The sequence below is a fragment of the Pseudomonas sp. C27(2019) genome, assembly GCF_008807395.1.
Lineage (GTDB): Bacteria > Pseudomonadota > Gammaproteobacteria > Pseudomonadales > Pseudomonadaceae > Denitrificimonas.
In genome coordinates this window covers 1,050,774-1,071,451 of sequence record NZ_CP043320.1, presented here as the reverse complement: position 1 = coordinate 1,071,451, position 20,678 = coordinate 1,050,774, and the positions used below count along the sequence as shown (strand labels likewise).

The following is a 20,678-nucleotide window of genomic DNA, read 5'->3' as shown; positions in this document are numbered from 1 at the left end:
AATCTAAGTGCGCATGCCACGCCCTGAAATTAATAAACGTACGCACACGGTATAAAGAATTAAAGTGGTCAGCAGCATCAAGGCAATCGCCACACTGATGTCAATATCCGATACGCCTAAAATACCGTAACGAAAAGCATTGACCATATGCAGGATAGGGTTAGCCATTGAAATACTTTTCCAAAAAGGCCCTAGCATATCAATCGAGTAAAACACTCCACCAAGGTACGTCAGGGGAGTTAAGACGAAGGAGGGAATAATCGAAATATCATCAAAGTTGCGCGCAAAAATTGCGTTTAGAAAACCACCGAGAGCAAATACCGCCGAGGTACAGACAATCACCACCACCGTTATGGCTAAATTGTGAATCTGCAGATCAGTAAAGAATAGCGATAATATAGAGACAATACAGGCCACACCAAGGCCACGTAAAATACCGCCAATAACAAAACCAATCAAAATCGTATGCGGTGAAACCGGCGACACCATTAACTCTTCAATAGAATGCTGGAACTTAGCACTAAAAAAGCTGGAGACCACGTTACTGTAAGAGTTGGTGATCACCGTCATCATTATTAAGCCTGGGACAATATATTGCATGTAAGTAAAGCCATGCATATCGCCAATCTGGCTGCCAATCAGATTACCGAAAATAACAAAGTACAACACCATCGTAATCGCTGGCGGTAGCAAGGTTTGCGGCCAAATGCGTAAAAAGCGACGCGCTTCGCGATAGACGATCGTTTGTAAAGCGACCCAGTTTGATTGCCATTGCGCGCTCATGCTCGATCACCCTCCAAGTTTTTTTCTACCAGTGACACAAACAGCTCTTCCAGTCGGTTGCTTTTGTTGCGCATACTTAACACTTCCACGCCCTGCGCGGACAACTGAGTGAATAAATCAGTTAGGCCTCGATGTTTTTCAACCTGTACCTCAAGCGTACACTCATCAATCAGCTGCGCAGGATAGCCTTCAAGCTCTGGCGCTTGCGTTTGCGTTGCTTTTAAATCAAGTAAAAACGTCTCTTTTGATAACTGACCTAACAAAGCACGCATGCTGGTGTTTTCAACAATAGTGCCATGATCAATGATCGCAATATTGCGGCACAGCTGCTCAGCTTCTTCAAGGTAATGCGTGGTCAGGATAATGGTTGTACCTTGTTCATTGAGCTCTGTTAAGTACTCCCACATCGAGCGGCGCAGCTCAATATCGACACCAGCAGTTGGCTCATCAAGAATCAACAAGCGTGGCTGATGCATTAAAGCACGAGCGATCATCAAACGGCGTTTCATACCGCCGGACAACATCCGCGAGGCCTCATTGCGCTTTTCCCACAGTCCCAACTGCTTGAGCAGCATCTCTGCCCGCACTCGCGCAACTTTACGCTTGATACCGTAATAGCCCGCTTGTGTAGTTAAAATATTTTGCGCGGTTTCAAACTGATTAAAGTTAAACTCCTGCGGCACCAAACCAATACAACGCTTTAAAGCCAAAGGATCTGTGTCTAAATCATGACCAAAGACCTGCACGCTGCCACTGGTTTTAGTCACCAAAGTTGAAAGAATCCCAATGGTTGTGGATTTGCCGGCACCGTTGGGACCAAGTAAAGCAAAAAAATCACCTTCGGCGACCTCTAAATCAACCCCTTTTAAGGCCTCAAAGCCATTGGCATAACTTTTTCGTAACTGTTTAATTGATAAGGCAAAAGTCATAATAATAAGTACACACAAACATTCTGTTTAATTGTAAGACATGGGGACGAGCCCTAGATATTGCAAGTGCCTCACCACAGTCAGCGCTTTACAGTCGCCCCAAACTAAACCATTCACCGGCACTGAATACCGCCATAACCCTTTCCCCATCCATCAGCCGCTCTTGCGCATGGTCAACCAGCTGATAAAAATCACTGCGTTGCACGCGCACAGCCAAGTTAGCGCCAATCGAGACATAAGGCGCTGGCTCTTGCGTAAGTGGGTCAACAACTACCCATAATGGATGTTCTGCACTGACACAAAGGGTATCGTGCAAATTGGTGGTGACATACAGCTTTTGCTCAGTCCCCTCACCTTGGATAGAGGTGTTGATCGAGACAAAGGGCGCATCTTCAACTTCAATACTGAGCTTCTCAACTGGTGTAACCAGAAAATATTGTTCGCCTTCACGGCGCAATAAACGCGAAAACAATTGCACCAAGGCTGGGCGTGCAATCAGACTGCCTTGATAAAACCAACGGCCATCGCTGGCAATGCGCATCTGACTGTCACCGCACTGGGTTGGATTCCAATCACTGTTGTACGATAAACGTTCAGCAGTAGCGGCTAAGCGTTGCAGCACATCTACAGCATCTATGTCAGTCATAATCAAGCCTATATGCTAAAGCTTAAAACCTAATAAACGGCGTGCGTACTGACGCAGCGGCGGGCGTATTAAGTCCTCAGGCTTATTATTGTAAAACGTTAAAAAACCGCCACGATTGCGGATATTAGACATATCCACTAAATAGCCACTGCCCACTTCAACCAACATCAAATGAATCGCACCGCGATCAACACCAATACGCGCGCCACTTTCATTCTTGTCTATCAGCTCTTTAAAGTTGCCCACACGGTCATTGCCTTGCGCAAAGCGCGTATACAGCAAATAATGCGCACCTGCTTGACGGGCGGCCTGTAGCGCTTCCTCGTAGCCCTGCGGTGCAGTGGCGCGGCGCACGCGCGGGAAGTACTCAACAAAGGCGCTGAAGGCCTCATCAGCCACGATATTTGGCGGCGCGGAAGGATGCCCCAGCGGAATAAAAAGCCCCTGACTGATGTAAATATAGGAGTCAGCCTGCAAACGCCAATTATTGGTGCGTTGTATTTCACTGTGATTGAGCAAGCCCACATCGCGCAACTGGTAGCCTGCTTCAGCAGTTAAATCACTGACTTTCATGCAGGATGCCAGGGCCACTGCCAGTATGATCAATAATAATTGGCGCATATAACCTTCACCTCTAGCGTCAAAAGAATAGCGTGCAAGGCTTCATAAGCAGATTTTACGCCAACCTCTACTTTAAACTTATAAACCGCGCTGCCACTCTTGCCGCAAAGCCATGCTGTCTGGACGCTCAATGGCTTGCTGCAGCTGTGCTAAAAACTGCTGCTTATCGGCACCCAAAGTGCCTTTTAGCGCTAAATAGTTTGAAGCATGATCACTGCGAAAGACTGTTTTTTTCAGTTCAAGCTGGCTGATAAAACGCTGTAGCTCGACAAACAAACCCTGCTGATCGAGTGGCTCAAACTCAGCAAAATGCTGCTTAAAACGCGCATCCCCTAGCGGAAAACTTACCACCAAAGTCGAGAGGTACTCAGGTTGAGTCTCATTCATCAATGCCGCCGATTGATCGGCATGCTGTGCACTTAAACTGCGCCCACCCAAGCCATTGAGAATCATCACCGAACGCTTGATGCCTGCCTCGCCAAGCTTATTGAGTGCGCTGGCTGTTGAGGCATAGGTTTCGCCTTTATTGACCTTGGCCAGCACCTCATCATCACCGGACTCAGCACCAACATAAACCATGCGCAAGCCTGCATCAGCCAGTTCTTGCAGTTCACTAACGGATTTGTTTTTTAGATTGCTTGGTAAACAATAGCTGGTGACGCGATTAACCGTCGGCATATGCTTTTGGATGGCTTTTAAAACTGTCAGTAGCCGTCGCGTTGATAAGGCCATCGCGTCACCATCGGCCAAAAACACGCGGTTCACGATCATCTGCTGTGCAACCTGCTGAATCTCATCCAAGACTTGCTGTTCGTCACGCACGGAGAACTTTTTCTGCGGCGCAGTATACATCTCGCAAAATGTACATTTGTTCCAAGAACAGCCATTAGTCACAGGCAAAATCAATGACTGTGCTTCGCTTGGCGGTCGAAAAACCGGCTCAATATATTCAATAGGAAAAGCAGACTGCATAACTAAAACCTCCAATCAGACATCATCAGGCAATACTTTAGGTGCGCCTGCACGCAATGTTTGCGAGGCATCTTCACGCTTGGGACGCTTATTGCCCATGCGCACACCGATATCCATTAGGAACTGGAAAAAACCATCTTGGTCTTCTAAAACATTACTCCAGAAAGGCGAGTGATATAAGGCTACCGCACCATGCACCAATGCCCAAGCGGCGCAATAGTGGAAATAAGGCGGCACATCTTCAAGCTTGCCCTCATTAATACGCCCTTCAATCAAACGTGTTAAGCGCTCAAAATTAGAGGCGCGGATGGTGTGCAACTGCTCAACCATTTCCGGCACTTGATGGCCTTTAAGTACTTTCTCTTCAAGCCGGTCAAACAAGCGGTAGCGCTGCGGATCGCGCATACGAAAAGCAAAATACGCTTTTGATAATGCTTCTTTATCACTGGCGACAGTGTCTGAATGAAACAATTCATTGAGCTCGCGCTCGTAGTCAAGCATTAAGCGCAGGTAAATTTCTGCCTTTGATTTAAAATGCTTATAAATGGTGCCCTTGCCAATACCCACAGCATCAGCAATCATTTCTACAGTGACAGAATCTTCACCCTGCTCAAGAAAAAGTTTGAGAGCAGTATCTAGAATTTCTTGTTCGCGACGGCGAAATTCACGCACCTTGCGGGATTCTTTTTGCATACTAGAACCATTGAGTCTGAAGTAAGAATCCTATTATGACCTTATTCATAAAAAATGCACGAAACAAAACAGTATTCTAAAGTGACGAAACAGTCGCAAGCAGTCATCTTGCACCTGTGCCACGCCAAATAGGCACAAATAACTGCTGAATCACAACGATCCAACTCGCTATCGCGCAAACTAGAAATACCAGACAGTGGGCTGATCGCAAAATATCAATGCGACTGCTTGCGTGGAAGAACCAATTGCAATCTGTAGTTAAGGAAGCGCTTAGTTTGCGTGCAAAAAGCAACAAGGACGCACCGCACAGAGTCAAGCGCATACACACCTTGATCAATCATAGATCTGTTTTTTCTTCCACTCTTCTTGTTGACCTTGTAATGCCAGGCCCTCTGTCAACTCACTGAGTTGATCAGGTTTAGGACTCGTGTGCTCAAGCACCAAAGCGTTCGCACGCCCGAGCAACGCTTCAAATTGTGTCAACTGCTGCTTATAGGGTGTTGAATCTTTTTGCTTTTTTAAATACTGCACGCCGCGCTCGAACACTAGACGTGCTTGGCTGGGGCGATTCTGTTCAAGCAGTTGGCGCCCCAGGTTGTTAAAATATTCAATATACACAGTAACCAACATATGCTTTATCTGGCCAAGCCACTGCTTGCCTTGCGCGTTGGTCAATACTTTTTCTTCTACCCCGCGAATAATTTGCGCCTGCAAGCTTTCCAACTGGAAACGTACGTCTTTGGTCTGCTCATCAGTAACAATGTCCACATGCGGATTTTTAACCGGCAACTCATCTGTTTTAGCAATCCATTGGCGCAGCTCTTCTGCACGCAATTTATATTTAGGGTCATGTCGTTCAATCGCCCTAAGCTGATCAATGCAGTGCAACTCTAAGCGATTCAGCACTTGCTTTAAATCAGTCGTCATCAACTGACCAGGTAACGTGTTGGAAAGGTTAGCGCAGCGTCGATAGCGATCGATGAGTTCAGCCTTACGGCGGGCTTTATCTAATTTGGTTTTTTCGAGAAAATGATTGATATAGCCAATAAAAAACAGCGCTGCAATGCCTGCAAAAATTAACATAACAATGGTGTTTGATGACACAGCGCACCCTCTTATTGATGCAGTCAGAATGACAAGATGATTTTTAGTGTCTTATGAATACTTATCATACCGAGCAATTAACAGCTGTGGACCTCTAATATACACGTCTTGTACCGCCTGAGAACGCCACAGGATCAGCTGCGTAACAGCTTCAAGACGGCCTCAAGCTCAGTCACCATCTGACGGATGACCTGCTTGGTTTGATTGCTTTCATCACGCACTTCAGTGCTGCAAAGACGCTGACGTGCACCACCGATGGTAAAGCCTTGGTCGTACAGCAAACTGCGAATCTGTCTAATCATCAACACATCATGCTGCTGATAGTAACGGCGATTACCTCGGCGCTTGATCTGAGCTAACTGTTCAAACTCCTGCTCCCAATAACGCAGGACATGCGGTTTAACCGCACACAACTCACTGGCTTCGCCAATAGTAAAATAGCGTTTAGTGGGAATAACGGGTAATTCATGGTTATGACTAGGTTCCAACATAGGCTTCTACCCTATCACGCAGTTTTTGCCCTGGGCGAAAGGTCACCACGCGGCGCGCACTAATGGCAACCTCTTCACCAGTTTTCGGGTTACGTCCTGGCCGTTGACGTTTATCGCGCAATTCAAAATTGCCAAAACCAGACAACTTAACCGGCTCGTTATTTTCGAGGGCCAAACGAATCTCTTCGAAGAAGGTATCTACCAACTCTTTAGCTTCGCGTTTATTCAAGCCGATTTCCATAAACAGATGCTCGGCCATCTCTGCTTTCGTTAAAGCCCCCATACGCTCACTTCCTTAATATTGCAGCAAACTTATCAGACAATAAGGCCAAAATCGCTTGTGTGGCAGCGCTTACCTCGTCATCAGTAAGAGTGCGCGAAGGATGCTGCCAGGTCAAGCCAACCGCCAAACTTTTGCAGCCCTCTTCCACGCCTTTGCCCTGATACACATCAAATAAGCGTATTTGCGTCAACCACTCACCTGCCGCACTGCGCATAGCTTCCATCAATTGCTGCGCCGGAATATCTGCATTGACCACTAAAGCTAAGTCACGGCGCACTTCAGGGAAGCGCGACAACTCAGTAAACTGAGGTAAACGGCCGCTACTGATAGCATCCAGCTGTACTTCAAACATCAAGACGTTTTGGTCGATATCTAACTCTACTGCTAACTGTGGGTGCAAAGTACCCACGTAACCGACCGGCTCGCCATTACGCTCAATACGTGCACACTGACCCGGATGAAACGCATGCTGCTGACAGGCAACAAAGGTAAAGCTGTCGCGATCACCTGCTGCGCCTAACAACGCCTCAACATCAGCTTTGATATCGTAAAAATCAACGATCTCTTTACCATGTGTCCAGACTTCAGGCAGACGTGCGCCAGTGATCACACCGGCGAGCATGCGCTCTTGCTTAAGGTCATCTAACTGACCGACAAAGCTCAAACCGCTTTCAAACAAACGCACGCGATCTTGCTGACGATTGAGGTTGTGTTGCAGCGCTTTTAATAAGCCTGGCAAGAGTGAGGCACGCATCACCGACAATTCGGCTGAAATTGGATTGGCCAAAGTCAGTGGCTTTAATTCAGGGTGAAACGCGCTGAACAACCCAGGCTCAATAAAGCTATAAGTAATCGCCTCTTGATAACCACGTGCCACCAACAATCGACGCAAAACCGGTAATTGTGCTTGCGCTTCAGCTTGCGCTTGCGGCGCTAAGCGTGCTGCTGGGTAGCGCACAGGCAGCTGATCATAGCCATACAGGCGGCCAATTTCTTCCAGCAAGTCCACTTCGATACTGATATCAAAGCGGTGGCTGGGCACCTCAACACGCCAAACACCAGCGCTTTGAGCGGTCAGTTTTAAACCCAGCGGCGTTAACAATGCTGCAATCTGCGCATCAGTTAAGGTCAAGCCAAACATTTGCTCAACGCGTTGTGCACGCAAAGTAATAGGCGCGACGTGCGGCAGGTGCTGGGCCTCTTCGGTCACCACTACAGGGCCGGCGCTACCGCCAACAATGCTCAACAGTAACTCAGTCGCGCGTTCAATCGCTTGCGCTGGCAACTGCCAGTCAACACCACGTTCAAAGCGGTGTGACGCATCAGTATGCAAACCGTAGGCACGTGCTTTACCGGCAATAGCAATCGGCTCAAAAAATGCGCTTTCAAGGAAGATATCTGTGGTTTTACCTACTTCAACACCACTGTCTTCACCGCCCATCACACCAGCAATGGCCAAAGCACGCTGCTGATCAGCAATCACCAAAGTATTGGCTTTTAGGGTAATTTCTTGCCCATCGAGCAGGGTGATTTGCTCGCTGTCTTGTGCCATGCGCACACAAATACCACCCTTGATCTGCGCCAAATCAAAGGCATGCAATGGCTGTCCCAATTCGATCATCACGTAGTTAGTAACATCAACCACTGGGTCGATGCTACGAATATCACTGCGCTGCAGGCGCTCAAGCATCCATGCGGGCGTTGGTTGAGTTAGATCAACACCCGTTATGACGCGACCCGCATAACGCGGACAGGCTTCTACTGCGGCCAACTCAACAGCAACTGTTTGCTCATGACTGGCTGTCACGGCAGTAATCACTGGCAATTGTACCGGCACGTTATACAGCGCACCCACTTCACGCGCTAAACCCTGCAGCGATAAGCAATCACCGCGATTTGGGGTTAAATCCACTTCAATGCAGACATCATTAAGGTTTAGGCTCTCGCGCACGCACTGACCGACCACGGCATCAGCAGGCAGCTCTAATAAGCCGTCATTTTCTTCACTGATTTGTAATTCGCTGGCCGAGCAGAGCATGCCGAAGGACTCAACACCGCGCAGCTTGGCTTTTTTAATTTTAAAGTCACCCGGCAATACTGCACCGACACGGGCAAATGGAATCTTTAAACCGGCACGCACATTGGGTGCACCGCAAACGATTTGTACTGTTTGCTCACCATCGCTGACTTGGCATACGCGCAATTTGTCAGCATCAGGATGCTGCTCAACACTGAGCACCTCACCCACCACCACACCGCTAAACTCACCGGCCACAGGGGTCACCGCGTCGACTTCTAAACCGGCCATTGACAAACGCGCTACCAGTTCTTCACGGGTTGCTTGTGGATTAACTAAGCTGCGTAACCATTGCTCACTGAAATTCATGCTGCTCTCCTAAACTTTAATGGGTATCGACCTAGCGAAACTGAGATAAAAAACGTAGGTCGTTATCGAAGAACAGACGCAAATCATTAACGCCATAACGCAACATAGCGAGGCGTTCAACGCCCATGCCAAAGGCAAAGCCTTGGAATTCCTCTGGATCAATACCTGACATGCGCAACACATTCGGGTGCACCATGCCGCAGCCCATCACTTCCAGCCAGCCGGTTTGCTTACATACGCGACAGCCTTCGCCATTGCACATCACACACTGCATATCCACTTCTGCGGAGGGCTCAGTAAAGGGGAAGAACGATGGGCGGAAACGCACGCCTAAATCTTTCTCAAAAAACACGCGCAGGAACTCTTCGATGGTGCCTTTTAAATCGGCAAAACTGATATCTTTATCAATTAATAAGCCTTCCACTTGGTGGAACATTGGCGAGTGGGTGATATCTGAATCGCAGCGATAGACGCGGCCTGGGCAAATAATACGAATCGGCGGACGCTGTGCTTCCATGGTGCGCACTTGCACTGGCGACGTATGGGTGCGCAACAGCATATTGGCGTTGAAGTAAAAAGTATCGTGCATCGCCCGCGCAGGATGATGCCCTGGAATATTGAGTGCTTCAAAGTTGTGGTAATCATCCTCAACCTCTGGGCCTTCAGCAACACCGTAGCCAATCTTGCTAAAGAACTGCTCAACACGCTCAAGGGTGCGCGTAACAGGGTGCAAACCACCACTTTGCTGACCGCGACCGCTTAAAGTGACATCTATAGTCTCTGCGGCAAGCTTACTTTCCAAGGCTATACTGTCCAGATGCTGCTTGCGCGCATTGAGGGCATCTTGTACCTGCTCTTTAGCCGCATTGATCAGCGCGCCAGCTTTGGGGCGCTCCTCAGCAGACAGCTTACCCAACTGCTTCATGAGCAGAGTCAGCTCACCTTTTTTGCCGAGATAGTGAACGCGTAACTGCTCTATGGCTTGCGGGTCATCGCTTTGTTTAACAGCCGCTAAGGCTTGAGCCACCAGCGCATCAATATTATCCATACATTACTCCAGAGGACCTTGCAAAACACAGCGTTCGCGCTTTGCAAGGTGCTCTTACTGTGACTTTTAAAAATAAAGATTCTATACGAAATAAGGGAAGAGCCTAAGCCCTTCCCTTATCAAAAAACGCATGTTGCAATGTTTTAAAACTTAGGCCAAAGCGGACTTAGCTTTTTCAACAATTGCAGCAAATGCTGCTTTTTCATTTACTGCTAGCTCAGCCAGTACTTTACGGTCGATTTCAATTGAAGCTTTTTTCAAACCTGCAATGAAACGGCTGTAAGACAGACCATTGACACGAGCACCAGCATTGATACGTGCAATCCACAGAGCGCGGAATTGACGTTTACGCTGACGACGGTCACGGTACGCATACTGACCCGCTTTGATGACCGCTTGCTTAGCAACGCGGAATACGCGCGAACGCGCACCGTAGTAACCTTTAGCAAGTTTCAATATTTTTTTGTGACGACGACGGGCTAACACACCACGTTTTACACGAGCCATAAACTATTACCTTTATTTATCCAGACCGAAATTAACGAACACGCAACATGCGTTCAACGCGAGCAACTTCACTTGGGTGCACCATAGATGTCCCACGTAGTTGACGCTTACGCTTAGTTGTCATTTTGGTCAAGATGTGACTCTTGAAAGCGTGCTTATGTTTAAAACCGTTCGCTGTCGCTTTAAAGCGCTTTTTGGCGCCACTTTTCGTTTTCATTTTTGGCATGTTGAATACTCCGCATTCAGATTGATACGCATAACCTTAAGGCCTGCCTGTGCCCTAGGGGGTTATTTTTTCTTTTTGGGGGCGAGGACCATGATTAACTGGCGTCCTTCCATCTTAGGATGCTGTTCAACGGTGCCGTATTCGGCAAGGTCAGTTTCAACCCGCTTCAACAACTCCATTCCCAGCTCCTGGTGGGCCATCTCTCGGCCGCGGAATCGTAATGAAACCTTGGCTTTATCCCCATCTTCTAGGAAACGTATCAGGTTGCGTAGTTTTACCTGATAATCCCCTTCTTCCGTCCCTGGTCGAAACTTGATTTCTTTAATTTGCACTTGTTTCTGGTTTTTGCGTGCAGCAGCAATTTGTTTCTTTTTCTCAAACAAGTGCTTGCCGTAGTCCATGATGCGACATACCGGCGGCAATGCATCCGCAGAAATTTCAACCAGATCCAGCTTAGCTTCATCAGCTGCGGCCAGTGCCTCATCAATCGAGACGATCCCGATCTGCTCACCTTCTGCACCAATCAGGCGCACTTCGCGGGCTGTGATGTTCTCATTAATGGGTGCCTTAGGGGCAGTTCGTCTGTCTTGTCTCATATCTCGCTTGATAATTATCACTCCAAATCTTGGCGACCACGCCGGGAAATCGCAGTATTTAATAACTCGCTGAACTGATCGACGGACATACTTCCGAGGTCTTCACCGCCGCGCGTTCGTACTGCAATAGTTTGTGTCTCAACTTCCCTATCGCCAATCACTAGCAAATAAGGAACCTTGAGCAAAGTATGCTCACGGATTTTAAAGCCGATCTTCTCATTTCTCAAGTCACTGCTGACTCTAAAGCCACTATTTAGCAGCTTTTTTTGTACTTTCTGTGCATATTCGCCTTGTTTCTCACTGATATTCATAATTGCTGCTTGTGTCGGTGCTAACCATGCAGGAAATGCACCTTCATAATGCTCAATCAAAATACCAATAAAACGCTCAAACGACCCTAAAATTGCACGGTGCAGCATCACTGGGTGTTTACGATCATTATTTTCACTGACGTATTCAGCATCCAAGCGTACAGGCAAGTTAAAGTCAAGCTGCAGGGTACCACACTGCCAGACTCGACCTAAGCAATCACGCAGAGAGAATTCGATTTTAGGACCGTAAAATGCGCCCTCGCCCTCCTGCAACTCATACTCTAAACCAGCAGAATCAAGCGCATCAGCCAATGCTTTCTCGGCGCGATCCCACTGATCATCAGAGCCCACACGCTGCTCTGGGCGAGTCGATAATTTCAACTCAATGTCATCAAAGCCAAAATCAGCATAGACTTTTTGCGTCAGGCGAATAAAGTCCGCGGACTCTTCTTGCATCTGCGCTTCAGTACAGAAAATATGCGCATCATCTTGCACAAAACCACGCACGCGCATGATGCCATGCAATGCACCAGATGGCTCGTTACGGTGGCACGAACCAAACTCAGCCAAGCGCAATGGTAATTCACGGTAGCTTTTTAAGCCTTGATTATACACTTGTACGTGACAAGGACAGTTCATCGGCTTAATCGCATAATCTCGCGACTCTGACTCAGTCAGGAACATATTGTCTGCGTAATTAGCCCAGTGCCCTGATTTTTCCCAAAGGATACGATCAACCACTTGCGGGGTTTTAATTTCTAAATAGCCATTTTCAAGCTGCACTTTGCGCATATATTGCTCAAGCACCTGGTACAGCGTCCAGCCATTGGGATGCCAAAACACCATACCCGGCGCTTCTTCTTGCATATGAAACAGGTCTAAGCGCTTACCAAGCTTGCGGTGATCACGCTTCTCTGCTTCTTCAATGCGCTTAATGTAGGCATTGAGCTGTTTCTTATCAGCCCATGCGGTGCCGTAAATACGCTGTAGCTGCTCATTTTTAGAGTCGCCGCGCCAGTAGGCACCAGAGAAACGGGTCAATTTAAATGATTTCAAGAAGCGTGTATTGGGCACGTGTGGTCCACGACACATATCCACGTATTCTTGGTGAAAATACAGCCCCATTTCTGTTTCATCAGGCATATCTTCAATTAGACGCAACTTATAATCTTCACCACGCTGAGTGAAAACCTCAATTACTTGCGCACGCGGCGTGAGCTTTTTAATCACATCGTAATCTTGATTGATCAGCTCATTCATGCGCTTTTCAATGGCTTGCATGTCGTCTGGAGTAAAGGGGCGTTCAATCGCCACATCATAATAGAAGCCCTCATCGATCACTGGACCGATGACCATTTTCGCTTCAGGAAATAACTGCTTGACCGCATGACCCACCAAGTGCGCACACGAGTGGCGGATAATCTCAACGCCTTCTGGGTCTTTAGGGGTAATGATCTCTAACGTTGCATCGCCGCTGATTAAATCAGTCGCATCCAGTAAGCGTCCATTAACACGACCGGCAACCGTTGCCTTAGCAAGGCCTGCACCAATTGATTGCGCGACTTCAAGAATAGTCACTGGATTTTCAAATATACGCTGACTGCCGTCAGGAAGAGTTATTACGGGCATGGCGCCTCCTCTGCCTAGTGGTGACCCCTACAACAGGCCACATGGGTTGGGATGAGCCAGTAAGAGCGATTAGCCTTGAGGTACGGCTGCCATACTGTGGCAGAGGGTTGCACCCACCTCATATCAACCGGATTCACTGGAAAAAAGCAAGCCGCTAAAGCAGTGCTTGCGTTAAAACACAAAAGGCCGCACAAGGCGACCTTTTGGTATGTTTGGTAGGCACAATTGGATTCGAACCAACGACCCCACCATGTCAAGGTGGTGCTCTAACCAACTGAGCTATGTGCCTGCAATGGCAGCGTATTCTACGCTTAAAAACATCTTTGTCAATCGCTTTAGGTGCTAAGCAGCCAATGCCCTAATTATTGCACCAAGACAACATTGCTCTGAGTCGCCTCAACTGGATCTGCAATAGGCAGGGGCATACCCACTTCGGCAGCAACAATCTCACGCACTCGCTGCCAATCCAACAGATGCGAGCCTTCAATATCATCACGCTTAAGCAGTACGTTAACCACTGCTGCGTGCTTATCAACAATTGACATCTCGCCATCATCGCTGAGCGGCTCATGCGCTTCTAGATACAATCGACCTTGCTCAAAACCAAACTTATACGGCTCATTAATAATACGCACTTTGGTACCAACCGGTACCAAATCCGCTAATTCTAAGACGTTATGGTTGAGCATACGAAAGCAACCATGACTGACCCGCATGCCAATCCCAAATTTTTTATTCGAGCCATGAATTAAATAACCCGGCAAGCCTAGCGTCAATTTGTAAGGCCCTAACGGATTGTTCGGGCCTGGTGGTACATAGGCTGGCAAATACTCCCCAGCCTCGGCAGCTTCACGCAAAATAGATTGCGGTGGTGTCCAACCTGGATTTGGTGTTTTTACTGTAATTGAGGTGTTGCTAATGGGTGAGTCCCAGCCTTCACGGCCAATACCCAGAGGGTAGGTGTACACCACAGGTCGGTCTTTTGGATAATAATACAAACGGTATTCAGCCAAGTTAATCACCACGCCTTCGCGCGGCCCTGGCGGCAAAATATAGCGTGTCGGCAAAATAATTTCGGTGCCTGCACCGGGCAACCAAGCATCCACGCCTGGGTTGGCTGCAACCATTTCCAGATAACCCAGATCATGGGCCTTACCTAAATCAGCAAAGGTGTCTTCATAGCGCGCCTGAATAACCTGTACCTCACCGACAACATCGTCGCCGGGCGGCGGCAGCGGCAATTCTATTGCTGAAGCAAAAGGCGCAGCACAGAGCAGTGAAAGGCAGCACACACGCAAAGACTTCAGCGTTAATATGTTTAACAACATCAAAGTAGCCCTACCGATAAAAGTTTAAATAAGCGGTTATATAGTACGAGATCTGCAGCGCTTAAGCACTCACCATTACACGCTTTGCCATCCAGGCTTGGCGGACTTGCGTTGTGCCTGAATAACATCTCGGCACTGTGGACAAAAGTACGCCTTGCGTAACAATTGCCGCTCCAGCGCTTGCCAATGCGGCTGAGCTGGCAGCAGGCTACCACAAAGCGTTTGATCAGCTCGACTGCCGAGCTCCAGCTGGCGATTAACGGCATGCATATGTTCTTTTTGACAGGCGAACAGATCCATTTGCTCGTCTGGCAAAAAAATCTGATAAGCATGTAAAGACCACACCAAGCGTGCCATGTAGTGCCCCTGAAATCGGGCGCTACATTAGCCTAAAATTGCATGATGTAACAGTGCCCGAGAAAAATTGTTCTAGTGTGCAGAATCAATATTTGCTGCAGCAGGCAGCAATGGCGCCAAACCCTGCCACACATTGTCCAACAAGAGTGGCTGCGCCTGCTGCGTGGGATGCACGCCATCCGCTTGCATCATGCCATCGACTGCGCCCACCCCCTCTAAAAAGAAGTCCACCAGCGCCACCTGCTCTTGCTCGGCAATCCCCTGATAAACGTTATAAAACGCCTCGGTATAACGCTGCCCGTAATTACTTGGCAAACGCATACCTAATAATAATACAGCTGCATTTTGTTGCTTAGCCTTGCGCACCATCGTGGTTAGGTTGGCTGTCATATGCTCAATCGACAATCCACGCAGGCCATCATTACCGCCCAGCTCAATAATCACATATTCAGGCTGGTGCTGCGCCAGCAAATCGGGGAAACGCGCCAAACCGCCGCCAGTTGTTTCACCGCTAATTGATGCATTGACAACCTCTATCTCAGCATTGGCTTGATCGAAACGTTGCTGCAGTAAAGCTACCCAACCCTCTTGGGTTTCCAGTCCGAAGGCTGCACTGATACTATCGCCTATTACCAGAACAGTTGCGGCTTGCACCTGAGCCATAGCGCTCAGCACAATTAAGCATATCGTTGCTATCCATTGACGCATTGGAACCCTCATGATTAATAGTATTCTTAGCGCACAGCACCTTAGCAAAAAGGTCCCTTCAACAGAAGGTCAGTTGACCATTCTAGACTCTGTTTCGCTCAGCCTAGAGCAAGGTGATTCGTTGGCTATTATAGGGCGTTCTGGTTCAGGAAAATCAACATTGCTTGGCCTACTAGCCGGCTTAGACCTGCCAAGCAGCGGCAAAGTGCAATTAGCTGGGCATCAACTCAATGATCTCGATGAAGACCAGCGCGCAGCAGTGCGTGCTGAGCATGTCGGCTTTGTCTTTCAGGCTTTTTTACTGCTCGACAGTTTAAATGCGTTAGAAAACGTGATGTTACCACTGGAGCTGGCCGGCCACACCAATCCCAAACAACGCGCCAGCGAACTACTGATCCGCGTTGGCTTAGAAGAGCGCTTGCGCCATCCAGTTAACTTACTCTCTGGCGGCGAGCAGCAACGCGTTGCCCTCGCCCGTGCCTTTGCCACCCAACCCGCTGTGCTATTTGCTGATGAGCCCACTGGCAATCTTGATAGCCAAACGGGCGAAAGCATCAGCGATCTCATGTTTGCAATGAACAAAGAGCTGGGCACCACTCTGGTTTTAGTCACCCACGATGAAAGACTCGCAGCACGCTGCCAGCAATACTTACGCTTAGAAGGCGGTCGCCAGGTGGAGCAAGCATGCAATTAACATTACTCGACCTATTAAAGCTGGCCGGCAAACAATTGCTGCGCGAGCGCCGTACTTCAGAGTTACGCATTTTATTTTTCGCCTTAGTCATTGCCGTTGCCAGCAGTAGCACCATTGGTCACTTTGCTGAACGCTTGCAAGGTGCAATGCAGCAGAGCGCGGGCGAATTTCTCGCTGCTGACTTGATTTTATCCGGCAGTGAGCAAGCGCTGCCTGAGCAACTGGCCTCAGTCGACACAATCAACTTAAAAAGCGCACAGACGTTGCAGTTTGCCAGCATGCTAGCCACTGAACACGGGATTCAGCTGGCCAGCGTTAAAGCTGTTGATGATAACTACCCGCTGCGCGGTGAATTGCGCAGTACTGAGCAACTTCATGCAAATGAAATCAGTGGTGGGCGTCCCCAGCCCGGTGAGGTTTGGCTTGATGCCGAGTTGCTCACCAGTTTATCGCTAGAGTTGGGCGACAGTGTAGAAATAGGCGCGGCAAACTTTAAAGTCAGTCGCATTATCACTTACGAACCGGATCGTGCTGGCAACCTATTAAGTTTCACCCCACGCGCAATGATTCATCTAGCCGATTTAGCTGCTACTGACATTTTACAGCCCGGCAGTCGTGTCAGCTACCGACAGCTGTGGAGCGGTGATGCACAAGCCATAAGCAACTTGCGTAGCGCGCTTGAGAACACCTTATTGCCGCATCAGCGCATTGAAGGCCTAGAGGATGGCAACCAACAAGTCAGTAGCGCGCTTGATCGTGCTGCCAGTTACCTCAACCTCGCGAGTCTGGCTGCAATTTTGCTGGCAGCAGTGGCAGTGGCTTTATCCGCCAACCGCTTTGCCCGCGAGCGTTTTGATCAAGCCGCACTGCTGCGCTGCTTTGGCTTATCACGCAGGCATACTTTATGGTTGTTTTGCCTGCAGTTACTGGTGCTGGCACTACTGGCCAGTGTGCTGGGCACGCTTATTGGCTGGCTTGCGCAGTTTGCCCTCTTTGAACTGCTGGCAGACTTATTACCTGATGACATTCCAGCTGGCAGCTTAAAGCCTTTTGTTACAGGCATTGCCACCAGCGTAGTGATGTTAGCGGGTTTTGCTTTACCGCCTCTAATTTCACTGGGACGCATTGCTCCGCTGCGCGTGTTGCGCCGTGACTTGCTGCCTGTAGCACCGGGAACATGGCTGCTGTATGGCAGCGTTGTGCTGGCACTGGCAGCGCTGATGTGGCAGTTAAATCTTGATCTACGCCTCACCAGCGCCTTACTGCTAGGCGGCGGCGGTGCCGCAATTGTCCTCGGTGGCGGTTTGTATTTAGGCCTAAAAAGCTTGCGCTTTTGGCTGGCAAAACGCAGCTTAGCCTGGCGCTTAAGCTTGGGCCACTTACTGCGCTACCCTCTCAATAGTGTCGGGCAAATTATGGCTTTTGCCTTAATACTGCTATCAATGGGGCTCATTGTTTTGCTGCGCAGCGAGCTACTGGATAATTGGCAAGCGCAATTGCCAGAGCAAGCACCCAACCACTTTGCGATTAATATCTTACCGGATCAGCAAGCAGATTTTAGTAGCACGCTGAGCTCCATCAGCAGCAATGCCGCGCCGCTCTACCCGGTTATTTTAGGACGTCTTACCCAAATCAACGGACAAGCTGCAGCGGATCTGATTGATCCAGAATCGCGCGTGACACGCACCTTACAGCGTGACCTCAATCTGACTTGGACGAACCAACTGCCTAAAGACAATCAAGTCATTACTGGCGACTGGTGGCCGAGCAGTCAACCACTTACAGCAGACAGCGCGCTTTATCAGGTGTCGGTAGAAAGTGATATCGCCAAAGAGCTCGGCGTGGATGTCGGTGACCAGCTGACCTTTCATATCGGTGGTACGGATTACCCCGCACAGATTAGCAGCCTGCGCACGGTCGACTGGAACAGCATGCAGCCCAACTTTTTTGTGATTTTTAACCCGCAACAGATGGGCAGCGTCGCGCACACCTATATGACCAGTTTTTACCTGCCAGAAAACGCTGAGCAGCAGCGCATTGACTTATCTAAACGTTTTCCTAGCGTGAGTATTTTGCAAGTTGATGCGGTACTGCGCCAACTGCGCGATATTCTTGCACAGGTGACACTCGCCATTGAGCTGATCTTACTGTTTGTCTTGGCTGCCGGTGTCACTGTACTAATTGCAGGCTTGCATAGCACCCTGACTGAGCGTATCAAGCAAGGCGCACTGATCCGTGCACTGGGCGCATCGCGCAAATTGCTGGTGCAGTCACAGCGTAATGAGTTTGCTTTAATCGGCACTTGCAGTGGCTTACTGGCGTGGTTTGGTTGTGAAATCAGCAGCTATATTCTCTACCGCTTTGCCTTTAATTTAGTTTGGCAGCCACACCCATGGCTGGTGGTATTACCCATTATTGGTGCACTGCTGATTACCACAGTAGGCATGCTCGGCACCCGTCAAGTACTGAGCAGTAGTCCGCTACAGATCTTGCGCAATAGTTGATTACTTGAGGTCGGCTGGTTTTACCCGCTCAAGATTTTTAAGCCAGCATGGTCAAGCGTGATAATTGCTGCGAGGAAATTGCTACGGAGGTGGTTTTTTCGAGCTCAGCAACAGCAGTATATTTTAAGCATAGCCAAGCGAACCTAAGGCTACTCTAAGCTTAATATGCCTACACTGGCGATTTTGTAGCTTTGGGGATCAACATCACTTCAGCAAGGCTGGCTAGTTTAAACCAGCCTTGCTCAACGGAATTTACTGCTTAGCTGCAGTAATATCGGCCTCTGCATCAATGCCTAGCTTGTGGCCAAGCGATACATGGTGAAAACGGCCTATGGAGCTATCATCATGAATAGCAAAACCAAAGTTATAGGTTTGTCCAGACTCTAGAGCCACATCGCCTTCTCCACCAGTGAGTTTACGAGTAAAGTCTACTGTCCAAACACCATCTTCTAGCTTGCCTTCAGCACTAATCAAAGCTTGACCGCCTTCCATGACGCGCTCTTCAGCTACATAGCCATCGTATGCCTTGTTTTCACCGCTGCGCCACTGGTTTAGGTCATAGAATACGCCGTTGGCAAGTGAGCCATCTTTAACGTATTTGGTTTTGGTATCCGCTGCGCCAGGCATGGTACGCGCATCACCGTGGCAACTACCCCAGCAACCACCTTGTCCAGCCAGCTCAACTTTATCACCAGCTTCTAGCATATAAGCTATCTTGACTGGGTTGGCTTCATCCATTTGCCCTGCATCTGCAACAGCAGGCTGCGTCCAGGTAAAGCGTAAATACAGATTTTCACCATCGTGGGCAGCCTGTACCTTGGTATCAATAAATGCTGCTTTACCCTCTATCGGCGTAGGCTCAATTTTGCTACCACTGGCAATGAGCTGTCCCATAGAAGAAACTTCTTCTGAGTGGCAGCCAGCACAGGTTTCACCTTTACGCAGGACACGGGCACCACCGTGCTCAGTTCCCTTAGTGATCCACTCTACGGGTGAAACGCCTGGATAAAGCAGGGTGATATTGGTTTCTGCTACCTTGCTCCAATCAGCAGGCGCAGCTGCAAGGGCGCTTCCAGCGGCAAGGGCAAAGATGACGCCCGTTGCACTTGTCATCATAGTTTTTTTCATGGCTATTTACTCTTTTATTAATTACTTAAACTACGTTTTACTCATAATCTTCATCAGTCATCCCTTCGGGCAAGTGATGTGCAATGCCTTGGTGACACTGAATACAGGTCATACCATCTTCTATCGCCATTTCGTGCTGCTTACGGGCGCGCTGTTTCTGATTCGGTATATCCATAGATTCAAGCGTATGGCAGTTTCTGCACTCTTGGGAATCAGAAGCTTTCATGCGCTTCCACTCATTACGTGCCAACTTCAAACGCTTAGCTTCAAACTTTTCAGGTGTATCAATCGTACCAATGATTTTACCCCAAAGCTCTCTTGAAGCCTGAATCTTACGAACCATCATAGGCCCCCACTCTTTGGGAACATGGCAATCTGGGCACGATGCACGTACACCGGACGGATTGCTATAGTGAATGGTTTCTTTGTATTCAGGGTAAACGTTATCACCCATTTCATGGCAAGAGATACAGAATTCTTCGCTATTGGTTAATTCAAGTGCAGTATGGAAACCACCCCAGAAAAGGATACCAATAACAACCCCCACCATAAGAAGGCTAGCAATGGAATAATGCACGCTAGGACGAAGCAGCGTTTTTATAAAACCAGACTGCCGTTTTGGCTCTTGCGTATTTCTGCTGTCTTGATCTGCCATTAGGTTTTTCCTTTGCATTTAAAAAATCCCCCCACCCCGCATGAGTACGCAGAATAGGGGGACTGTTTTAGCGCTTCAC

22 protein-coding genes and 1 tRNA gene are annotated in these 20,678 nt (G+C 48.6%); 2 read left to right on the top strand and 21 right to left on the bottom strand.

Features of this window, described 5'->3' with window-relative positions; genetic code table 11:
• Nucleotides 1-3: 3 nt before the first annotated feature.
• The 19 genes from FXF61_RS05005 to FXF61_RS04915 form a co-directional block, all read right to left on the bottom strand.
• The gene (locus FXF61_RS05005) at nucleotides 4-783 is read right to left on the bottom strand and encodes an ABC transporter permease (RefSeq protein WP_151184225.1); all 780 of its coding nucleotides are present in this window, start codon (nucleotides 781-783) and stop codon (nucleotides 4-6) included.
• Nucleotides 780-1,712: an ABC transporter ATP-binding protein gene (locus FXF61_RS05000; protein WP_151184224.1), complete on the bottom strand. Its 933-nt coding sequence runs from the start codon at nucleotides 1,710-1,712 to the stop codon at nucleotides 780-782. Before FXF61_RS05000 ends, FXF61_RS05005 begins: the two co-directional genes overlap by 4 nt.
• A gap of 88 nt (nucleotides 1,713-1,800) precedes the next feature.
• The gene (locus FXF61_RS04995; RefSeq protein WP_151184223.1) at nucleotides 1,801-2,358 is read right to left on the bottom strand and encodes a DUF1285 domain-containing protein; all 558 of its coding nucleotides are present in this window, start codon (nucleotides 2,356-2,358) and stop codon (nucleotides 1,801-1,803) included.
• A gap of 15 nt (nucleotides 2,359-2,373) precedes the next feature.
• A complete protein-coding gene (locus tag FXF61_RS04990; RefSeq protein WP_151184222.1) occupies nucleotides 2,374-2,979 on the bottom strand; it encodes a DUF4823 domain-containing protein in 606 nt (201 codons plus the stop codon).
• Nucleotides 2,980-3,057: 78 nt separating this feature from the next.
• Nucleotides 3,058-3,951: a radical SAM protein gene (locus FXF61_RS04985; RefSeq protein WP_151184221.1), complete on the bottom strand. Its 894-nt coding sequence runs from the start codon at nucleotides 3,949-3,951 to the stop codon at nucleotides 3,058-3,060.
• Nucleotides 3,952-3,966: 15 nt separating this feature from the next.
• Nucleotides 3,967-4,644 carry a TetR/AcrR family transcriptional regulator gene (locus tag FXF61_RS04980; protein ID WP_151184220.1) on the bottom strand — a complete coding sequence of 226 codons (678 nt, stop codon included), beginning with the start codon at nucleotides 4,642-4,644 and terminating at the stop codon, nucleotides 3,967-3,969.
• 333 nt (nucleotides 4,645-4,977) lie between these two features.
• The gene (locus FXF61_RS04975; protein ID WP_151184219.1) at nucleotides 4,978-5,727 is read right to left on the bottom strand and encodes a hypothetical protein; all 750 of its coding nucleotides are present in this window, start codon (nucleotides 5,725-5,727) and stop codon (nucleotides 4,978-4,980) included.
• Between the two features lie 155 nt (nucleotides 5,728-5,882).
• On the bottom strand, nucleotides 5,883-6,239 hold the full coding sequence (locus tag FXF61_RS04970; RefSeq protein ID WP_151184218.1) for a MerR family transcriptional regulator: 357 nt from the start codon (nucleotides 6,237-6,239) through the stop codon (nucleotides 5,883-5,885).
• Nucleotides 6,226-6,522 (bottom strand): integration host factor subunit alpha, encoded by a 297-nt coding sequence (gene ihfA, locus FXF61_RS04965; protein WP_151184217.1) that lies wholly within the window; start codon nucleotides 6,520-6,522, stop codon nucleotides 6,226-6,228. The genes FXF61_RS04970 and ihfA overlap by 14 nt, the downstream gene beginning before the upstream one ends.
• A 4-nt stretch (nucleotides 6,523-6,526) precedes the next feature.
• On the bottom strand, nucleotides 6,527-8,908 hold the full coding sequence (pheT, locus tag FXF61_RS04960; RefSeq protein WP_151184216.1) for a phenylalanine--tRNA ligase subunit beta: 2,382 nt from the start codon (nucleotides 8,906-8,908) through the stop codon (nucleotides 6,527-6,529).
• Between the two features lie 31 nt (nucleotides 8,909-8,939).
• Nucleotides 8,940-9,956, bottom strand: coding sequence for a phenylalanine--tRNA ligase subunit alpha (gene pheS / locus FXF61_RS04955; RefSeq protein WP_151184215.1), 1,017 nt, complete (start codon nucleotides 9,954-9,956; stop codon nucleotides 8,940-8,942).
• Between the two features lie 150 nt (nucleotides 9,957-10,106).
• Complete coding sequence (gene rplT, locus FXF61_RS04950) at nucleotides 10,107-10,463, bottom strand: 50S ribosomal protein L20 (protein ID WP_151184214.1); 357 nt, start codon at nucleotides 10,461-10,463, stop codon at nucleotides 10,107-10,109.
• A 31-nt stretch (nucleotides 10,464-10,494) separates the two neighbouring features.
• Complete coding sequence (rpmI, locus tag FXF61_RS04945; protein WP_151184213.1) at nucleotides 10,495-10,689, bottom strand: 50S ribosomal protein L35; 195 nt, start codon at nucleotides 10,687-10,689, stop codon at nucleotides 10,495-10,497.
• 62 nt (nucleotides 10,690-10,751) lie between these two features.
• The gene (gene infC, locus FXF61_RS04940) at nucleotides 10,752-11,303 is read right to left on the bottom strand and encodes a translation initiation factor IF-3 (protein ID WP_178087335.1); all 552 of its coding nucleotides are present in this window, start codon (nucleotides 11,301-11,303) and stop codon (nucleotides 10,752-10,754) included.
• Entirely contained in the window at nucleotides 11,303-13,225 is a 1,923-nt protein-coding gene (thrS, locus tag FXF61_RS04935; RefSeq protein WP_151184211.1) for a threonine--tRNA ligase, read from the bottom strand. Before thrS ends, infC begins: the two co-directional genes overlap by 1 nt.
• 213 nt (nucleotides 13,226-13,438) lie before the next feature.
• Nucleotides 13,439-13,514: transfer RNA gene (locus FXF61_RS04930), tRNA-Val, on the bottom strand.
• 73 nt (nucleotides 13,515-13,587) lie between these two features.
• Complete coding sequence (locus tag FXF61_RS04925; protein ID WP_151184210.1) at nucleotides 13,588-14,553, bottom strand: L,D-transpeptidase family protein; 966 nt, start codon at nucleotides 14,551-14,553, stop codon at nucleotides 13,588-13,590.
• Between the two features lie 75 nt (nucleotides 14,554-14,628).
• Nucleotides 14,629-14,910 (bottom strand): hypothetical protein, encoded by a 282-nt coding sequence (locus FXF61_RS04920; protein ID WP_151184209.1) that lies wholly within the window; start codon nucleotides 14,908-14,910, stop codon nucleotides 14,629-14,631.
• 72 nt (nucleotides 14,911-14,982) lie between these two features.
• Nucleotides 14,983-15,618 (bottom strand): arylesterase, encoded by a 636-nt coding sequence (locus tag FXF61_RS04915; protein ID WP_151184208.1) that lies wholly within the window; start codon nucleotides 15,616-15,618, stop codon nucleotides 14,983-14,985.
• Nucleotides 15,619-15,628: 10 nt separating this feature from the next.
• On the opposite strand from FXF61_RS04915, the gene FXF61_RS04910 reads away from it, so the two are divergent.
• Together FXF61_RS04910 and FXF61_RS04905 are read left to right on the top strand one after the other, a co-directional pair.
• Nucleotides 15,629-16,312, top strand: coding sequence for an ABC transporter ATP-binding protein (locus tag FXF61_RS04910; protein WP_151184207.1), 684 nt, complete (start codon nucleotides 15,629-15,631; stop codon nucleotides 16,310-16,312).
• Entirely contained in the window at nucleotides 16,303-18,816 is a 2,514-nt protein-coding gene (locus FXF61_RS04905) for an ABC transporter permease (protein ID WP_151184206.1), read from the top strand. Before FXF61_RS04910 ends, FXF61_RS04905 begins: the two co-directional genes overlap by 10 nt.
• 252 nt (nucleotides 18,817-19,068) lie before the next feature.
• Here FXF61_RS04905 and FXF61_RS04900 read toward each other — a convergent pair whose 3' ends face one another.
• Nucleotides 19,069-19,944 carry an ethylbenzene dehydrogenase-related protein gene (locus FXF61_RS04900; protein WP_151184205.1) on the bottom strand — a complete coding sequence of 292 codons (876 nt, stop codon included), beginning with the start codon at nucleotides 19,942-19,944 and terminating at the stop codon, nucleotides 19,069-19,071.
• A 37-nt stretch (nucleotides 19,945-19,981) separates the two neighbouring features.
• A complete protein-coding gene (locus FXF61_RS04895; protein ID WP_151184204.1) occupies nucleotides 19,982-20,599 on the bottom strand; it encodes a NapC/NirT family cytochrome c in 618 nt (205 codons plus the stop codon).
• Nucleotides 20,600-20,678: the final 79 nt, after the last annotated feature.

Coding starts and splice junctions, on each gene's coding strand:
- FXF61_RS05005 (WP_151184225.1), bottom strand. CDS start 783: ATGAGCGCGCAATGGCAATCAAACTGGGTCGCTTTACAAACGATCGTC.
- FXF61_RS05000 (WP_151184224.1), bottom strand. CDS start 1,712: ATGACTTTTGCCTTATCAATTAAACAGTTACGAAAAAGTTATGCCAAT.
- FXF61_RS04995 (WP_151184223.1), bottom strand. CDS start 2,358: ATGACTGACATAGATGCTGTAGATGTGCTGCAACGCTTAGCCGCTACT.
- FXF61_RS04990 (WP_151184222.1), bottom strand. CDS start 2,979: ATGCGCCAATTATTATTGATCATACTGGCAGTGGCCCTGGCATCCTGC.
- FXF61_RS04985 (WP_151184221.1), bottom strand. CDS start 3,951: ATGCAGTCTGCTTTTCCTATTGAATATATTGAGCCGGTTTTTCGACCG.
- FXF61_RS04980 (WP_151184220.1), bottom strand. CDS start 4,644: ATGCAAAAAGAATCCCGCAAGGTGCGTGAATTTCGCCGTCGCGAACAA.
- FXF61_RS04975 (WP_151184219.1), bottom strand. CDS start 5,727: ATGTTAATTTTTGCAGGCATTGCAGCGCTGTTTTTTATTGGCTATATC.
- FXF61_RS04970 (WP_151184218.1), bottom strand. CDS start 6,239: ATGTTGGAACCTAGTCATAACCATGAATTACCCGTTATTCCCACTAAA.
- ihfA (WP_151184217.1), bottom strand. CDS start 6,522: ATGGGGGCTTTAACGAAAGCAGAGATGGCCGAGCATCTGTTTATGGAA.
- pheT (WP_151184216.1), bottom strand. CDS start 8,908: ATGAATTTCAGTGAGCAATGGTTACGCAGCTTAGTTAATCCACAAGCA.
- pheS (WP_151184215.1), bottom strand. CDS start 9,956: ATGGATAATATTGATGCGCTGGTGGCTCAAGCCTTAGCGGCTGTTAAA.
- rplT (WP_151184214.1), bottom strand. CDS start 10,463: ATGGCTCGTGTAAAACGTGGTGTGTTAGCCCGTCGTCGTCACAAAAAA.
- rpmI (WP_151184213.1), bottom strand. CDS start 10,689: ATGCCAAAAATGAAAACGAAAAGTGGCGCCAAAAAGCGCTTTAAAGCG.
- thrS (WP_151184211.1), bottom strand. CDS start 13,225: ATGCCCGTAATAACTCTTCCTGACGGCAGTCAGCGTATATTTGAAAAT.
- FXF61_RS04925 (WP_151184210.1), bottom strand. CDS start 14,553: ATGTTGTTAAACATATTAACGCTGAAGTCTTTGCGTGTGTGCTGCCTT.
- FXF61_RS04920 (WP_151184209.1), bottom strand. CDS start 14,910: ATGGCACGCTTGGTGTGGTCTTTACATGCTTATCAGATTTTTTTGCCA.
- FXF61_RS04915 (WP_151184208.1), bottom strand. CDS start 15,618: ATGCGTCAATGGATAGCAACGATATGCTTAATTGTGCTGAGCGCTATG.
- FXF61_RS04910 (WP_151184207.1), top strand. CDS start 15,629: ATGATTAATAGTATTCTTAGCGCACAGCACCTTAGCAAAAAGGTCCCT.
- FXF61_RS04905 (WP_151184206.1), top strand. CDS start 16,303: ATGCAATTAACATTACTCGACCTATTAAAGCTGGCCGGCAAACAATTG.
- FXF61_RS04900 (WP_151184205.1), bottom strand. CDS start 19,944: ATGAAAAAAACTATGATGACAAGTGCAACGGGCGTCATCTTTGCCCTT.
- FXF61_RS04895 (WP_151184204.1), bottom strand. CDS start 20,599: ATGGCAGATCAAGACAGCAGAAATACGCAAGAGCCAAAACGGCAGTCT.